Raw genomic sequence first — 13,583 nt, forward strand, 5'->3', positions numbered from 1 at the left:
AGTCATCATTAACTTAGTCGCCGAACGCTTGGCCGTAACTATCCGGGGCCAAATCCTCAAAGCGGGTATATTTGCCGATAAAGGCCATATGCACCGTGCCGATAGGGCCATTACGCTGCTTACCGATAATTAACTCAGCAATCCCCTGATTGTCGGGATTATCAGGATTATAGACCTCATCGCGATAAACGAAGGCAATGACGTCGGCATCCTGCTCGATCGCACCAGATTCCCTCAGATCCGACATAACCGGGCGTTTGTTGGGGCGCTGCTCCAAGGAGCGGTTCAACTGAGAAAGAGCCACCACAGGGCAGTTAAACTCTTTCGCCAACCCCTTCAAGGAGCGCGAAATCTCGGAAATCTCACCGGTGCGGTTTTCGCTAAAGCCAGGGATCTGCATCAACTGAAGATAATCGATCATGACCAGTGCGATATTGCCATGTTCACGCACCACACGGCGCAACCTTGAGCGCATTTCGTTAGGCGACAAGGCCGCGGTGTCGTCGATAAACAGCTGTTTGTCTTTGAGCAGATTAACCGCTGAGGTTAAACGCGGCCAATCCTCGTCCTCCAGTTGCCCGGTACGCACACGGGTTTGATCGATTCGGCCCAGGGAAGACAGCATTCTCAGCATGAGCGACTCTGCGGGCATCTCCATGGAGAACACCATGACTGGCTTGTCGCTGGAAATCACCGCATGTTCAACCAGGTTCATAGCGAAGGTCGTTTTACCCATCGAGGGTCGACCGGCGATGACCACCATATCGGATGGCTGCAACCCGGTGGTCATTTCATCCAGATCACGAAAACCAGTGGAAAGCCCGGTCATTTCACCTTTCAGATTAAACAGCTCATCAATACGATCCACCGCCTTGGTCAATAGATCGCTCATGCCAATGGGGCCGCCCGTTTTGGGGCGCTCCTCGGCAATCTGGAACACTAACCGCTCGGCTTCGTTAAGCAATTCATCAGCCGGGCGCCCCTGGGGAGTAAAGGCACTATCGGCAATTTGATTAGCCGCACGGATCAGCTTGCGCAGCGTTGCCCGCTCACGCACGATATCAGCATAGGCGCGAATATTACTGGCAGAGGGCGTGTTACGAGCAAGCTCTGCCAAAAACGCCAGGCCGCCTACGGTATCCAAGTGATCACGCGCTTCCAGCGCTTCAGAAAGCGTCACCACATCCAGCGGCTGACCGGCTTCAGCCAGATGAATCATCACGTTGAACACCAAACGGTGCTCATAGCGGTAGAAGTCATCAGCGACCAACCGCTCTGAAACGTTATCCCAGGCCTGGTTGTCTAGCATGAGCCCGCCTAGTACCGACTGCTCCGCCTCTAATGAATGCGGCGGCAGTTTTAGCGCTGCCGTTTCTGTATCAGCAGAAGGCTGGTCCTGCATAGCGAGCTCCTTTAAACACTACTGCGTAGCCGGTGAAGATGCTTATCTTAGCCGCATGCGGTGCGACTACCAACATGATCAAGGCGTTGTCTTAAAATACCCAGCGGGAGATGGGCTGGATAGTTTTGGCAACGCCCAAAAAATAGCGAATATCCAGAACTAGCGGATACCCGGAAAAACAAAAGGCGCGGGAGAAACCCCGCGCCTTTTGAGGCAGCTGTATTAGCTGCCGTTAGTAACGACTTTACGTCGTTACTAACTTAACTACTCGCTCAATTACTCTGCAACTACCACTACGCGTACAACGGCATCCACTTCAGCGTGCAAGTGAAGAGTGATATCGTATTCGCCAGTTTGACGAATTGGGCCATTTGGCATGCGGACTTCGCTTTTAGCAATATCGATGCCAGCAGAGGAAATCGCGTCGGCCAGGTCACGCGGACCAATAGAACCAAACAGCTTGCCTTCATCGCCTGCTTTGGAAACCAAAGACAGTTCGATGTCGTTTAGCTGCTCAGCGCGCGCTTCGGCTTCTGCCTTACGCTCAGCGGCTTGCGCTTCGAGCTCAGCACGCTGTGCTTCAAACGCTTCGATGTTGTCTTTGGTGGCCGGTACGGCTAAGCCGTAAGGCACCAAGTAGTTACGACCATAACCAGGCTTCACGGTGACCTTGTCACCCAGGCCGCCCAGCTTACCAATGTTGTCGAGCAGAATGACTTCCATCTCGTAAACCTCTTGTCAGTTGCTGCGGGCAAGGCGTGCGCGAACGTTCGCGAATGTATCAATCAGCCCCAACAGCAGCACAATGAGAATCGTGGGCCAGGTCGTGATCAGTAGCACATAAAATGCTACCAGCCACAGCCCGTTCATCCCCTTTATTCCAATAAACCCGTGCACTAACGCAACGCCAGCTACCAACAGCGGAATCCAACCAAGCATCGCCAGCGCATGAGCGCCTAGCAGCATACCTATCACCCCAATGACAACCAGCACGGCCAGCTCTTTAGGGGTCAAGCGCAGTGCGTGAAACTCTTCGCGAAAGCCACCTGGGTTGTACAACCCAGCTTGCCAACTCCGCGCAAGTGCCAAGCACACGATGGCTGCCAACAGCACCACAAGCCCGGTTACTCCACCCACCACCAGTGCGGCAATGGTTTGAGTATCGTAGCCTTGATTGGCAAATTCCGTGAGCATGCGATCCACTTCTTCTGAACCTTCTCGCAACTGCTCAAGCATTAGCTCAGTGCCACCTGGCGGACTGAAGATGCCGAGTTGAACCATGACGGCGGCGACCAACGTCCCCACAATCAAGGTTTCCCCCCAACGCATCCTCTCGCGCAGGATAACGGCCATCAGCGTAACCAGCAGTAAGCTGGCAAGCGGAATCACATCACCCTGAGCCCACCACCAACCGGCTGGTAGTGCTGCGGCGATGATGACCGGTAGCGCAGGGGCAAAACCTCTGCGCAGCGTCATCAACGCAGCGATGGCTGCTCCTAACCAGAACAGCCAAGGCACTAGCGTTGCCAAGGCCGCCCCGCCTGCAGCGTAAGGCGTGCCCCGCATTAGCCATCGGGCTAGTGCCAGCATCACGTTAAACGCTTACTGGTGGCTATCGGAGTAGGGCAGCAGTGCCAGATAACGCGAACGCTTGATAGCGGTCGCCAACTGACGCTGATAGCGTGCTTTGGTGCCGGTAATACGGCTTGGAACGATCTTGCCGGTTTCGGTGATGTAAGCCTTCAGCGTGTCCAGATCTTTGTAATCGATCTGCTTGATGCCTTCAGCGGTGAAGCGGCAAAACTTACGGCGACGGAAAAAACGTGCCATGGACTAGCTCCTTAAAACGTGCAGTGAATAAAATCAGGCAGTTTCTTCTTCTTCAGCGCGCGGTTTTTCTTCGCGACGCGGACGTTTTTCTTCTGCCGGTTTCATCATCGGGGAAGCTTCAGTAACAGCTTCTTTGCAGCGAACAACCAGGCTGCGGATAATGGCGTCGTTGTAACGGAAGATGTTCTCGATCTCGTCGAGAGTCTCGCCGCTACATTCAACGTTCATCAGCACGTAGTGGGCTTTGTGGATCTTGTTGATTGGGTAAGCCAAGTGACGACGGCCCCAATCTTCTAGACGATGCACAGTGCCGCTGTTTTCGGTAACGATGCTGGTGTAGCGCTCGACCATTGCCGGCACCTGCTCGCTTTGATCCGGGTGGACCATAAACACGATTTCGTAATGACGCATGGGATCTCCTTGCGGTTTGACAGCTTCCTTTGTGTGCCATTGCTTAACGCAATAAACGACGACAGGGAAGCAAGGAGTTAACTGAAGTGCTCCGCCACCGCGCTAGGCGGCCACAGGGGCATCAAACAGAACTTTTCATTTCAGCAAAAGCTAATACTTCAACGACAGCTAACACCCGCTTGCAGACAAACGGGCGCGTGTATCTTAGTAGCACGGCGGTTAACTTGCAAGCTGGCGCTGACGGACAGCCTCGAACAGGCAAATACCAGTAGCCACCGAGACATTAAGGCTAGAGACCTCCCCCGCCATGGGAAGCTTGGCAAGATTATCGCAGGCTTCGCGAGTCAAGCGCCGCATGCCCTTGCCTTCCGCCCCCATCACCAGCGCGGTGGGGCCGGTCATATCAATGTCAAAAACGCTGGCCTCAGCTTCACCAGCCGTACCGGTTATCCAGACACCGGCATCTTTTAGCTTGGCCAGGGTGCGAGCCAAGTTAGTCACTTGATAAACCGGCACCACTTCGGCGGCGCCACAAGCGACTTTACGCACCGTTGCATTGAGCGGTGCGGCTTTATCTTTCGCCACAATCACGCCGTGGGCACCGGCGGCATCCGCGCTACGCAGGCAGGCACCAAAGTTATGCACATCCGTCACGCCATCCAAAATCAGCAACAGCGGTGGTGTATTCGAGGGCCAGGCGCGTAGCTTAAGCCAGAGCGACTCTTCACCTTCAGGAGTTAACGGCGGACAAAACGCCACCACTCCCTGATGAGCCGCCCCCTGGGTTAGCTGATCAAGCAAATCCCGGGGCTGCTCTTTTACTCGAGCACCATGCGCCTGGGCCTGGGTAATCAGCTCTTTTAAGCGGCTCCCTGCCCCCTGCTGCACCCAAAGCTCTCGGGGCGCTTCGCCTCTGTCTAACAAGCTTTGCAATGCATGAACGCCATATACCTGATCCAAACCATCAGGGGTCTTGGGGCCCCGCCGTGAAGACGCCGACTTCATACTCAGCCCTTATTCGGTGATGGTTTGCGTGGGCCATTTCGCGTACGGCGTGGGCCGCGACGCGTAGCAGGCTTCTCGCTATTGGATGGTTTGTTACCAGATGCCTTAGCACCACCACCTTTAGCACCAGCGCCCCCTTCCCCACCGCGGCTCTTACGCGGCTGGCGGCGTGGGCGCGGCTTTTCATCACCCAGCCCAAAGTCAATCTTACGATCGTCCATATCGACACGCGCCACTTGGACGGTAAGACCATCGCCCAAACGGTAGGTCGTGCCGGTGCGCTCACCTTTAAGACGGTGCTTCTCAGCTTCGTAGTGGTAATAATCCGAAGGCAGCGACGTCACGTGAACCAAGCCTTCCACGAAGAACTCATCCAGACGCACAAACAGACCAAACTGAGTGACCGACGCGATGGTACCTTCGAACATCTCGCCAAGCTTGTCAGACATAAACTCACACTTCAGCCAACTCTCTACATCACGAGTGGCTTCATCGGCGCGGCGTTCAGTCATTGAGCAGTGTTCACCCAGTTCAAGCATCTGCTCGAAGGTATACGGACACCACTTGCTGGGCGGCTCAACCGGCGCACCCTCCACGCGCAACACCGTGTTGGTCTGGCGCGGACCGCGGATCACCGAACGAATAGCACGGTGTACCAGCAGATCGGGATAGCGGCGAATCGGCGAAGTAAAATGAGCGTAGGCTTGATAAGCTAGGCCAAAGTGACCTTCATTCTGTGGCGAATAGACCGCCTGATTCATCGAACGCAGCATGACTGTTTGGATGATATCGAAGTCAGGGCGATCAGCAATCGCCTCACGCAGCGCCTGATAATCCTGTGGCGTCGGCATATCACCACCGCCAACAGAAAGCCCCAGCTCGTTTAAGAAGAGGCGCAGCTTGTCTAGGCGTTCTGGCGTTGGCCGCTCATGAATTCGGTAGAGCGCAGGCAAATCATGTTTATCCAGAAAGCGAGCAGTCGCCACGTTGGCGGCCAGCATGCACTCTTCAATAAGCTTATGAGCATTGTTACGGCTACGTGGAACGATTTTTTCGATTTTGCGCTCGTCGTTGAAGATGATCGCCGTTTCAGTAGTATCAAAATCAATTGCGCCACGCTCAACACGCGCTTCACGTAACAAATAGTAAAGCTCTTCCAGATTTTTCAGCGGCTTAACAAGCTCGCTGTGTTCTGCCCGAAGCGCTTCACCCTCTTCGCTCTCCTCATCAAGAATGGCGGCCACCTTGTTATAGGTCAGGCGAGCATGGGAGTTCATCACAGCTTCGTAGAAGCGGTAGCGGCTAATCGCGCCGGTTTGCGAGATATTCATCTCGCAAACCATGACCAAGCGATCCACATGAGGGTTAAGCGAACAGAGCCCGTTGGAGAGCAGCTCCGGCAGCATGGGCACCACTTGACCGGGGAAATAAACCGAGTTGCCCCGAGTCCGCGCCTCATCGTCAAGAGCCGTACCGGGGCGTACATAGTGGGAAACATCCGCAATGGCGACGAGCAGCTTCCAACTGCCGGATTTGGTTTTCCAAGCACACACGGCGTCATCAAAGTCTTTGGCAGACTCATCGTCGATGGTAACCAGCGGTACATCACGCAAATCAACGCGGTGTTGCTTATCCCCTTCTAACACTTCTGCCGAAATACCGGCGGTCTGATCAAGCACTTCAGGCGGGAATTCTGCAGGAATATCGTAACTGCGAATCGCAATATCAATTTCCATACCGGGGTCCATACGCTCACCCAGCACTTCGATCACTTCACCCACCGGCTGTACACGGGTGGCCGGCTGCTGAACGATTTTGGCCGAGATCACCTGACCATCTTTAGCGCCACCGCAGGCACTATGAGGAATAATCACTTCCTGAGTAATACGCGGATTTTCCGGTATTAGAATGCCAAACTCAGGAGTATTACTACGGTAAACGCCGACGATAGTTTGCGTGTTGCGTGCAATCACATCGGCAATGGTCGCCTCATCACGACCACGGCGATCGCGTCCGCTAATGCGCGCCAGCACGTGGTCACCGTGAAAAACGCGGCGCATTTGGCGCGGGGGCAATACCAGGTCTGGCTTTTTGCCATCATCGCGAAGTAAAAAGCCAAATCCGTCTCGATGACCAAGGACTTTACCTTTGATTAGATCGAGCTTGTCGATCAGCGCATAGGCGCCACGACGGTCACGCAGCACCTGACCGTCGCGTTCCATCGCCGCCAAGCGGCGCCTGACGGCTTCTATAAGTTCTTCGTCTTCCAGCCCCAGCATGCGGCTCATATTTTCGTGGGTGATCGGCTTGCCATAGCTTTCTAAGGCTGCAAGCAAATACTCCCGGCTTGGCGCTGGGTTGCCATATTTATGCGCCTCGCGCTCGGCGTGCGGATCATCACTTAACGTCCAATACTTCATGCGATCAACATCCTTGAAGGCGTCATTTGCGAGAGGCATAAAAAAGGCGCAAACGCGTTGCGTTGCGGGCTGGATATTTCAACGCTTGATAGGCTGAAATGAATAGGGTTTTGTTTAGTCATAGGCGCAGTATAGCGCTGCACGTTCAATCACCCAACCGTCTTAGACGTTGTTTATACAATTTGCGTTATAAAAAGCACGTTAGGGGTCTTGCATTTAACCATCACCCCGGTATTATACGCGCCACTTGCCCAGATGGCGGAATTGGTAGACGCGCTAGCTTCAGGTGCTAGTGTCCGTATGGACGTGGAGGTTCAAGTCCTCTTCTGGGCACCAAACTGCTTTTATGCTATCTATTGGTATAAGCAGTACGGTGTTAGGCAAGGCAAGGTTTGTGTTCGCCCAGGTGGCGGAATTGGTAGACGCGCTAGCTTCAGGTGCTAGTGTCTGTATGGACGTGGAGGTTCAAGTCCTCTCCTGGGCACCATACGAACACAAACAGTAAGTAGTTAATTCAAGCGTTAGATGATGCGCCCAGGTGGCGGAATTGGTAGACGCGCTAGCTTCAGGTGCTAGTGTCCGTATGGACGTGGAGGTTCAAGTCCTCTCCTGGGCACCATGACTTACATGGGCCAGTCCGCATCATTGTTGATTAGTCACCTCGTTTTCATTCCTCTCTCGATCTTTAATTTAAAGACTTTGCCTTAAAACCGTTACTAGAAGCTCCCGGTAAATAATCATTACCGAGCCCTTTTTTATTGGCCTAAACTTGGCATGTTGCTCGCGCGCTCAATAACCGAACTGAGCGCACCGCCAACAAGGGGCAATGCGCTCAGTCTATCCACGCATTTAGGCAAACAAATAGGTTTCCAGGTCGGTTTCTACGCCTACCAAGTTACTCCTAATCGCATCCTCAACGTAATCGTCCACATCTGAGCGGCTGCGCTGCTGGTGCTCGTCGGATTCGGTAAACGCCAGTACCATATCGGTCAGGCTTGCGTCACCGCTTTCGATTATCGCTTGCCAGTACTGTTCACCTTCAACATCTGGCGCGCGGTCGAGTACACGGGTATAAAGCGTATCGATTAGCCCTTCCTCATCGGTTAGCAAACCTTCACTTTCCAGCAGACGTTCCGCTAGTGCTTCTGGAGACTGATTGTCCTCTAGCCATTCACTAAACACTGCTTCATCAGGCACTTCGCCCATAAGGCCAGTGTGAAGTCGCACTAACGGCTCCGCAAAACCCAACTCATCCCCAAAACCAAGCGACAGCATATCCATCTGCTCAAGGTTCACCCCCCAGGTCAGCAACTTTGTGGCCGTTACAAAAGGTGCACTGGTGTCGATATACTCATCAGAATTGACAAACGACAGTGCAATATCAGCTCGCTTGACGCTGTCACTTTGTAGGTTGTCCAACCAGTATTCACGCCCGCTTTCATCTGCGGCACGCCCCAGTACGGATTGATACAAGGTATCAACAAAGGCTGCATCATCGCTGCCCATAGCTTGCACCGCAGCGCTGACCTCTTCCGCCGACATAAACGCCCGCTCGATATCGTTCAAGCTACTGCCTGCATTGAGCTGCGACACCCAGTACTCCAGGCCTTCCCGGTCAGCAGCACGATCCAGGATGCCGGTGTACAGCCGGATGATGGGATTGAGAGATTCATTAAGCTCAGAGTAGCGCTTAAATGAATCCTCCTCACTTAGTGCTTCCGTTAGCTCGCTGGTCCACTCCCAGCCTTTTTCAGTCAGCACATCTACAAAGCTGGCCAGCGCAGTTGGTATGGGAGTTGGCTGTGGTGCGGGCTGAGGCTCAGGGGCCAGTTCGGGCGTAGGCTCTGGTTGAGGCTCGACCGGTTGAGGGACAGGCACGGGCTCAGGTTGCGGCTGCGGCTGCGGCTGCGGAGTAGTTTCGTCGGACTGCTCCATCGAAAGCACCAGTTGGTTATTTCCCCATACCTCTTCATACCCCACAGGCGAAGCAGTCAACCGAAGGGAACCGGCGTCAGCCACCTGGCCTACTTGCATTTTCACTACGTGTTGCTGGCCAGGGGCAAGCGATGGCAGCGCCAGCGCATTCTCACCCTCTTCCAGTAGCAGCCCGCCTGAACCTACCGAGACCTGTGGAAAGTCTGCGGGCACATCAATCTCTAATAAGTTTGCGCCAGATGCCCGATCCCCCTCATTAAGCATGGTGATGTCTACCATTCGCATACCGTTTGCATCCGGCGCACCCACCGAATGACTGAGGGAGATATCGGCCACACCTGTGATTTGCAAAGGCGTATTGTCAACCGCCAGCACTGGGGCAGTGCTCTCACCGACCAATTCCGCACCTAGGGTATAACTACCAGGTGGCAAATGCGCCGTCGAAAACGTATAAGATGATTTTCCTTCGTTAATAGCCTCTATAGCTTCCAGCGGTAACCGCGTCTCACTTTCGCCATCCGGTGTCGCGAAGAAATTAACATTAGCCGCTGTTTCGTCGTTTAGGGTGACATCCAACGCCACGTCGACAGTATCGCTTGCCAAATCAAACGTCACTGCTCCGATAGTCAATTCGGGCGGCGTGAGCATGTCGCTAGCATAGTAGTCAACTTCACCCAGATCACTAGCTGATATCACTTCAATATCCCATATACCGCTTCTGGGCTCATGGAGTGCAACGTGCCGAGATCCCGTACCGTTTAGATCATCCACCAGTACAATATTATCGTACTTATCGAAATCCTGTTCTTTGATTCGATCACCTTCGGGCGTGATCACCACAAGCTGTGCGTCGTCAACCTCTGGCTCCCAACTTGCCGATAGAATCACGACACCCATTTCGGGCTCTAGCATCCAACTTCCAATTAGCTCAATTTCTTTATCACCCAGCTTGGTAAACTCACCATCAAAACTAAACTGGAAGCCATTTTGATAAGTATAAGTGGCCCACTTCCAACCAACCTCAAATTTACCCCATGCCGCAACATAGTCATTAGAGTAATCACCATCCTGAGTATAGTGAAATCTTGCATTTCCCTTTAAATCTACACCACCTACCAACGGAATGGTTTTAGGAATATTAAGCCCTAACTTCCCACTAGCATCGAGCGTCAATATGCCTTTGTATTCTGGCCCAGCCGATATAGGACCCATTGTCGGCTGTGAAAAATACTCTAAAGCTTGAGCATCCCAGTATTGAGAAAAAGCTAGCTCTCCCTTAATAATATCATTGAGCAAGGCAGCTTCTAAATTGGCACTAAAAGAACGGTTGGCCAACCCCAATTGTACGTCACCGTTCAAACTCATCAACTTATATTTAAGCACTGCACTTGAATCTATTCCAAACCATTTTACAGCTGTCCCAACTAGCTTACTAGAGCTTTTATCTATACCAGAAGGCAAAATATCATCAATCGTTGAAGTAATTTCAAAATAACCATCAAAATTACCTTTCTCAACACCACCGTTTAACTTGCCCTTCACAGGCGATTTAATACCCGGAGGTGTCGCTAATGCAAGATCTACTCCTAGGGAAGCTCTGAAAAAGTCACTGCCATCAGTGATAATACGGCTATCGTCAACTGCATAGGATTCAGTGCTGCCATGGATCAAATCACCTTCTCCGAAGCCGAGTACCAGAACAAGAAGAGAAAGACTCTCCCGCTCAATGAGCGGGAAAGGGGCAAAAATACACAAAGAAAGGGAGAAGAGTGTCTGAATTTTCGATTTTTTGTCGGCTCAAGTAAGCGTTGATGAATATCGGCAGTTATTCAGACCTTCCCTAGTTCATAAGCCCAATCACCCGCATCTCCAATCTTGCTACTTAAACCCTCCAATTTAATGTCACCACCTGTAAGTATCAAGCCGGTTGAAGCCAATGGAATGTTTAATTCACCCACCTCCATTTGTAACCTATCAAGTGCTAACGGATCCCATTCTGCACCAACCTCGGCATTAACTGTTACTGAATTCAAAATGGGAGGCAATTGAACATCAAACGCTCCTTCAAAAGTTTCATTAATCGAATTTAATGATAAAGTGGCATTAGTGACCCACGGTGCAAACCCAGTATTAGAGCCAATTGATTCAGCTTTGTAGGTTAAATCACCTACTATGTCCCATTTCCAGCTATCTTTTTCTGGCTGGATGCGAATGTATTTATCACCTCGCCCCCAAGGCTGAGCATCACCTGCTAAATCTAAGGTCAGGCTGCGCTCAATGCCCAATAAGCTTAACTGATTGCCCACGGCACCACCCCATGAAAGCTCGCCCTTCCCCCCTATATAAAAAGCATTTTCGAAAACATCATAATTTGCACTAGCATCTGAAAGCATAAAACCTAAGCTGCTTCCAGGCACACTCAGTTCAAGCTTTGTATTCGTATTCCAACGATAGCCAATATTACTTGGCAACAGCATAATACCTGATTCATCTACCCAAAAAAGAATCGGCGAATTATTAGTACTTAGAGAGCTAAACTGGCCTGAAAACAGTAAATCGCCTTCCAGCACTAACTTATCTTCAGTTAACCGCAAATCTGACATCTGCGTTTCTATCATGCCTCCCAGGCGGTGGCTGGTATCGCTGTTGCGGTCGTGAAAGTCGGTTACGTCTAATGAGTGTGCATCAACAGTAAACGTACCATCCAAGAGTGGTGCTTCGTGAGCTGCGGCGCCATATATGTCACCATCAACCAATAGTTTGCCATCGGTGACCTCAACGCTGCCATTTTCAACTCTGAAAAGCAGCGCATTGGTATCCCGATGGAATACTCTAACCACTGCTCCATCAGCACTGGTAAAGCTCCCATCTGTCTGTGCTTGCCAAGCTGGGTCTGAAGCTAGCGTGAGATTATCCACATCAAGAGTAGCTTCTGGTTCTTCTGGTTCTTCTGGTTCTTCTGGTTCTTCTGGTTCTTCTGGCTCTTCTGGTTCTTCTGGTTCTTCTGGTTCTTCTGGTTCTTCTGGTTCTTCTATCGGCTCTCCATCTTCTCCAGGTGTTCCTTCAAGCCCACCCAACCCTGTTTCATAAGGCGTACCAAAGGGTGAGGCGAAGCCGACGACACCAGAAGAAAGCTGATCGGCTACGCTGCTAGAATCGCCGCCATAGCCAGGGTCTCCCCATGTAACAATTGATCCATCTTCTTTAAGGGCTGCAAAAGCATTTTGCGTTGAATAAATAGTACTCACACCGCCACTTAGTTCTTCTTCAATATTCTTAGAATCTCCTCCGGAATGTGGATCACCCCAAGTGATTACAGAACCATCATCTTTTAGCGCCGCAAAGGCACCTGCAGTCGAAAATATCTCGACGATGCCGCTGGAGAGCTCACCAGCCACCGCGCTTGAGCCGCCCCCCCAGATCACAACGGAACCATCCTCTTTTAGGGCGGCAAAAGCAGAATCCGTCGAGAAAATCTTACTGACGCCACCGGACAACGCATCCGCTATCTCGCTTGTATCGCCACCTGCGTGATAATGGCCCCAAGTCACGACGGAGCCATCTTCTTTCAGGGCAGCAAAGGCCTTAGTCGTCGAAGATATCTCTCTGACACCGCCGGATAACTTATCTGCTACCTCGCTTGTATCGCCACCTTCGAGATAACGGCCCCAAGTCACGACGGAGCCATCCTCTTTGAGCGCGGCAAAGGCGGATCCCGTCGAGAATATCTTACTGACGCCGCCGGACAACGCATCAGCTACATTACTTGAATCACCGCCACCTTGATCAGTGCCCCAAGTCACGACAGAACCATTCTCTTTCAATGCGGCAAAGGCAACTTGAGTTGAAAAAATATGGCTAACATCTTCGGACAGCTCATCAGCTACCACGCCTGAATACCCCCCATAGGCACCGCCCCACGTCACCACGGAGCCATCTTCTTTCAGCGCAGCAAAAGCCCCCATGTTAGAGAATATATTAATTACCTTACCGGAAAGCTCGTCGGCTACAGTGCTTGAGTCTCCACCGCGGTACCCATTACCCCAGGTCACAACGGAGCCATCCTCTTTCAGCGCGGCAAAAGCCATAGATGTCGAGAATATCTTCCTGACACCGCCGGTGAGTTCATTAGCCGCCAGACTTGAGTCTCCGCCATCGAGATCATTTCCCCAAGTCACAATGGAACCATCTTCTTTCAGTGCAGCAAAAGCTTGAATATTAGAGTATATCGCCTTGACTCCACTGTTAAGCTTCCCGGCTACCGCGCTTGAGTCTCCGCCCCAAATATCCACTCCCCAGGTAACAACCGATCCGTCTTCTTTGAGTGCGGCAAATGCATGTGTGTTCGCAAACTGGCTCCCATTGCCAGTCTTCCAAATAGACCCATCACCGGCGCCTTTTAGAGTATTTGTCTGTGTGGTGCTTTGTGTAGTTGATGGCGTTGGCATAAGGCTTCCCCTTGTATAGTTCCCTACTTATTAGATCCACAGCCCACTCGACCGATGCGTAGCTAGTTGACAGCTACAAGACAGTGAGCATTGCGGTACTTAATTAAGGAAAACTACCAAGAAGGATGTCTA

At 52.0% G+C, this 13,583-nt stretch carries 9 protein-coding genes and 3 tRNA genes; 3 read left to right on the forward strand and 9 right to left on the reverse strand.

Going from position 1 to position 13,583, the window contains the following annotated elements; translation table 11 throughout:
- Positions 1–13: 13 nt before the first annotated feature.
- The 7 genes from dnaB to rnr form a co-directional block, all read right to left on the reverse strand.
- Complete coding sequence (gene dnaB, locus YERSI8AC_RS15580) at positions 14–1,402, reverse strand: replicative DNA helicase (RefSeq protein WP_009287667.1); 1,389 nt, start codon at positions 1,400–1,402, stop codon at positions 14–16.
- A 276-nt stretch (positions 1,403–1,678) separates the two neighbouring features.
- Positions 1,679–2,125, reverse strand: a complete 447-nt coding sequence (rplI, locus tag YERSI8AC_RS15585) for a 50S ribosomal protein L9 (RefSeq protein ID WP_022522724.1) — start codon at positions 2,123–2,125, stop codon at positions 1,679–1,681.
- Between the two features lie 15 nt (positions 2,126–2,140).
- The gene (locus tag YERSI8AC_RS15590) at positions 2,141–2,992 is read right to left on the reverse strand and encodes a hypothetical protein (RefSeq protein ID WP_133730237.1); all 852 of its coding nucleotides are present in this window, start codon (positions 2,990–2,992) and stop codon (positions 2,141–2,143) included.
- Positions 2,993–3,004: 12 nt separating this feature from the next.
- Positions 3,005–3,232 carry a 30S ribosomal protein S18 gene (gene rpsR / locus YERSI8AC_RS15595; protein WP_008958980.1) on the reverse strand — a complete coding sequence of 76 codons (228 nt, stop codon included), beginning with the start codon at positions 3,230–3,232 and terminating at the stop codon, positions 3,005–3,007.
- A 33-nt stretch (positions 3,233–3,265) separates the two neighbouring features.
- Positions 3,266–3,643, reverse strand: coding sequence for a 30S ribosomal protein S6 (gene rpsF, locus YERSI8AC_RS15600; protein ID WP_007113338.1), 378 nt, complete (start codon positions 3,641–3,643; stop codon positions 3,266–3,268).
- Between the two features lie 219 nt (positions 3,644–3,862).
- Positions 3,863–4,648, reverse strand: a complete 786-nt coding sequence (gene rlmB / locus YERSI8AC_RS15605) for a 23S rRNA (guanosine(2251)-2'-O)-methyltransferase RlmB (protein ID WP_009287665.1) — start codon at positions 4,646–4,648, stop codon at positions 3,863–3,865.
- 2 nt (positions 4,649–4,650) lie between these two features.
- Entirely contained in the window at positions 4,651–7,068 is a 2,418-nt protein-coding gene (gene rnr / locus YERSI8AC_RS15610; protein ID WP_159177030.1) for a ribonuclease R, read from the reverse strand.
- A gap of 249 nt (positions 7,069–7,317) precedes the next feature.
- Between rnr and YERSI8AC_RS15615 the strand changes: the two genes are divergently transcribed.
- From YERSI8AC_RS15615 to YERSI8AC_RS15625, 3 genes are all read left to right on the forward strand, one after another.
- Positions 7,318–7,404: transfer RNA gene (locus tag YERSI8AC_RS15615), tRNA-Leu, on the forward strand.
- A gap of 64 nt (positions 7,405–7,468) precedes the next feature.
- Positions 7,469–7,555, forward strand: a tRNA-Leu gene (locus YERSI8AC_RS15620).
- A 45-nt stretch (positions 7,556–7,600) separates the two neighbouring features.
- Positions 7,601–7,687 (forward strand) — tRNA-Leu (locus YERSI8AC_RS15625).
- 230 nt (positions 7,688–7,917) lie between these two features.
- Here YERSI8AC_RS15625 and YERSI8AC_RS15630 read toward each other — a convergent pair.
- On the reverse strand, positions 7,918–10,674 hold the full coding sequence (locus YERSI8AC_RS15630; protein ID WP_159177031.1) for a DUF4214 domain-containing protein: 2,757 nt from the start codon (positions 10,672–10,674) through the stop codon (positions 7,918–7,920).
- A gap of 158 nt (positions 10,675–10,832) precedes the next feature.
- On the reverse strand, positions 10,833–13,451 hold the full coding sequence (locus YERSI8AC_RS15635) for a hypothetical protein (RefSeq protein ID WP_159177032.1): 2,619 nt from the start codon (positions 13,449–13,451) through the stop codon (positions 10,833–10,835).
- Between the last annotated feature and the right edge of the window lie 132 nt (positions 13,452–13,583).

It is taken from the genome of Halomonas sp. 113, from assembly GCF_904067645.1.
Classification (GTDB): Bacteria; Pseudomonadota; Gammaproteobacteria; order Pseudomonadales; family Halomonadaceae; genus Vreelandella; species Vreelandella titanicae.

What these genes read in the sequence shown, in the direction of transcription:
- dnaB (WP_009287667.1), bottom strand. Translation starts at nt 1,402, where the DNA reads ATGCAGGACCAGCCTTCTGCTGATACAGAAACGGCAGCGCTAAAACTG.
- rplI (WP_022522724.1), bottom strand. Translation starts at nt 2,125, where the DNA reads ATGGAAGTCATTCTGCTCGACAACATTGGTAAGCTGGGCGGCCTGGGT.
- YERSI8AC_RS15590 (WP_133730237.1), bottom strand. Translation starts at nt 2,992, where the DNA reads ATGCTGGCACTAGCCCGATGGCTAATGCGGGGCACGCCTTACGCTGCA.
- rpsR (WP_008958980.1), bottom strand. Translation starts at nt 3,232, where the DNA reads ATGGCACGTTTTTTCCGTCGCCGTAAGTTTTGCCGCTTCACCGCTGAA.
- rpsF (WP_007113338.1), bottom strand. Translation starts at nt 3,643, where the DNA reads ATGCGTCATTACGAAATCGTGTTTATGGTCCACCCGGATCAAAGCGAG.
- rlmB (WP_009287665.1), bottom strand. Translation starts at nt 4,648, where the DNA reads ATGAAGTCGGCGTCTTCACGGCGGGGCCCCAAGACCCCTGATGGTTTG.
- rnr (WP_159177030.1), bottom strand. Translation starts at nt 7,068, where the DNA reads ATGAAGTATTGGACGTTAAGTGATGATCCGCACGCCGAGCGCGAGGCG.
- YERSI8AC_RS15635 (WP_159177032.1), bottom strand. Translation starts at nt 13,451, where the DNA reads ATGCCAACGCCATCAACTACACAAAGCACCACACAGACAAATACTCTA.